Annotated in this window: 1 protein-coding gene and 1 pseudogene; both read right to left on the bottom strand. The window is 58.3% G+C overall.

Annotated features, from left to right (window positions below):
- Positions 1–105 precede the first annotated feature (105 nt).
- Positions 106–901: pseudogene (gene istB / locus CO670_RS32245) on the bottom strand (IS21-like element ISSme2 family helper ATPase IstB).
- A complete protein-coding gene (istA, locus tag CO670_RS32240) occupies positions 901–2,187 on the bottom strand; it encodes an IS21 family transposase (protein ID WP_016737538.1) in 1,287 nt (428 codons plus the stop codon). The pseudogene istB and the gene istA overlap by 1 nt, the downstream one beginning before the upstream one ends.
- Positions 2,188–2,405 lie beyond the last annotated feature (218 nt).

Below are 2,405 nucleotides of genomic sequence, written 5' to 3'. Positions count from 1 at the left end.
GTTGGGTGCTCGATGCCGACCCCGTATCCTGCAACTATCAAACTATGCCTGCTGTCAAGCGAAGTGAAGATTTGACCCCGTAGGCGAAACGAAGAACTGACCCCTTCATTGATTTGCTGTTTCGTTTGTCTCAAGCGCTGTTCCGGCCTTCTGCAGAAGGCCGGAACGGCGCTTTTCGCGAAGCCTGTAGCTATCACCTCGGATGGTGATCACCGTCGAATGGTGCAGCAGGCGGTCCAATATCGCGGTGGCGACGACAGGGTCTCCAAAGACGCTCCCCCACTCTCCGACCGATCGATTGGAGGTAATCAGGATCGATCCCCTTTCATAGCGGCGAGAGACCAGTTGGAAGAACAGGTGGGCGGCGTTAGCTTCGAAGGGCAGATATCCCAGCTCGTCGATGATCAGCAGTTTCGGCCGCGATAGGATTGTCAACTGCTTGTCCAATGAGCCATCGTTATGGGCCTTGGCGAGCATCGCAACCAGAGTGGCCGCCGTGACGAATTGAACGTTGTAGTTCTGGCGGATTGCTTCTCGGCCAAGACTGACAGCAAGGTGCGTCTTACCGGTGCCCGGAGGTCCGAGGAATAGGACGGTGTCGCCGTGAGCAATCCAGCGGCAGGTTGACAGCTCCCTGATCTGTCCTCGATCCAGCGAGGGCTGTGCCTCGAAGTCGAAGCCATCGAGTTCGCGTACGAAGGGGAACTGCGCCAACTTGCTCGACATCGAGATGCGCCGTTCATCGCGCCGGGCAATCTCTCGTGAGACCAGGAACGCCAGAGCTTCGCGCAACGTCATCTTCGAGCGCCTCGTCCAGCAACGTGTCGAGTTGATCGCGGATCGCCGTCAGCTTTAGCCGATCGAGTGTCGCGATGAGTAAATCGTGATCGACGGTCGTCATCACCAGCCACCTCCAACAACGGCCTCGTATTCCGCAAGAGGTCGCAGCAAGGCGGCTGGTGCCAGCTCGACTGGAGCGGTGCGAACCAGTCCTTCGCTACCCGCGAAGCCAACAAAGTGATCCCGGTCGACGATCCGTTGTCGCCGTCCCTGGCAGAGAGGATGATCGGCCACAACCTGGCCAGCGTGACGGATAATTACACGGCCAGCCAATACAACGACTTGGACGCTCTCGCCGATGAGACGCCAGGGTACGGAATAGCTGTTTGTGTCGAGATCGATGGCGCAGTCCGCCTGCACTTTGCGCACGAGGTCGCGTAGTTGTCCAAACGGTACGCGGCCGGATAGCGGCCGAAGGGCTTCGGCCTCCGCAGCAAAGCGTTCAATTGGTGCTTCACCAGTCGTGCCGTGTTCTCGTCGGTCTGCGATCTCTCGTATCCATCGGTCAAGGTGCGCCTCGAACGAAGCCCAGTTCTCAAACCGGCGACCAGCGATAGCATTCTTCTTGACGTACCCGACCCCGCGCTCGTCCTTCCCCTTTGTTCGCGCCCGGTAGGGAGCGCAAGCGCGTGGCGCGAAGCCCCAGTAACGGGCAAACGCCCAGAGTCGCGCATTGAAGCGAACCTCCCGGCTAACCGCGTCGTGATGTTCGACAAGTGCCTTCGCATTATCCAGCAAAACCTCAACGGGAACGCCGCCAAACCGAAGAAACGCGCCTTCCATCCCCTCGAACCAATCTGTCTGCCCTTCTCTCAATGAGGCACGGATATGAATGCGTCTGGAATAGCTTAGCGTGGCGACAAAGACGTTTACCCGAAGCCGCTCGTCACCGATCCAGACACGCGTCTGCCCGAAGTCGATCTGCAACTGACGACCAGGCGGCGTTTCAAACCGCACTGTCGCACGCTTTTGCGCCTTGAGTTCCCGCCGCCATTCCCGGACTCGAAGCTCTACCGAACGCAAACCGATGATAATTCCATGCTCGCTCGCCAGCTCCTGCCGGATCACATCGGCATTGCCATCATGGCGAAAGAAGCGTTCACGAAGCCAATCATCAAGGCCATCAAAAGCACTCCTCCGAACCGGCTTCTTGAAGGGTACCGCTCCACCCTCACGAAGATATCGACGGACAGTGTTGCGAGCACATCCAAATTCCTTCGATAGACGCTTGGCACCCCAACCAAGCTCGTGCAGCCGCAACATTGCCACCACCTCATCTGCCTCAAGCATATCTTCGCCCTGCATCGTTCCCCACGATGCAGGATGCGCTGAAATCGCACTTGTCATCCATCTCTCCTCGTTGTCACACGAGGGGGCAGTTCTTCATTTCGTTAGGGGGTCAGTTTCTCATTTCGCCTGACACCTGCGGGCGGGTGCCGCGGTGGACCGACTTGTTCATCACGCAACGATCATTCGAAATGAACGTCGAAAGCTGTCGACGACGTTCCGCCATGGAGGCCAAACGCCAGCGCGGCAGGCCAGCCTCATTCGCGACAATCAAAGGC

It is taken from the genome of Rhizobium sp. J15 (assembly GCF_002531825.1).
GTDB lineage: Bacteria > Pseudomonadota > Alphaproteobacteria > Rhizobiales > Rhizobiaceae > Rhizobium.
The sequence above is the reverse complement of the archived record's forward strand: the minus strand, read 5'-3'. Positions and strand labels throughout refer to the sequence as shown.

Bases quoted from the DNA above. Each gene is read 5' to 3' on its own strand.
- istA (WP_016737538.1), bottom strand. From the start codon at position 2,187: ATGACAAGTGCGATTTCAGCGCATCCTGCATCGTGGGGAACGATGCAG.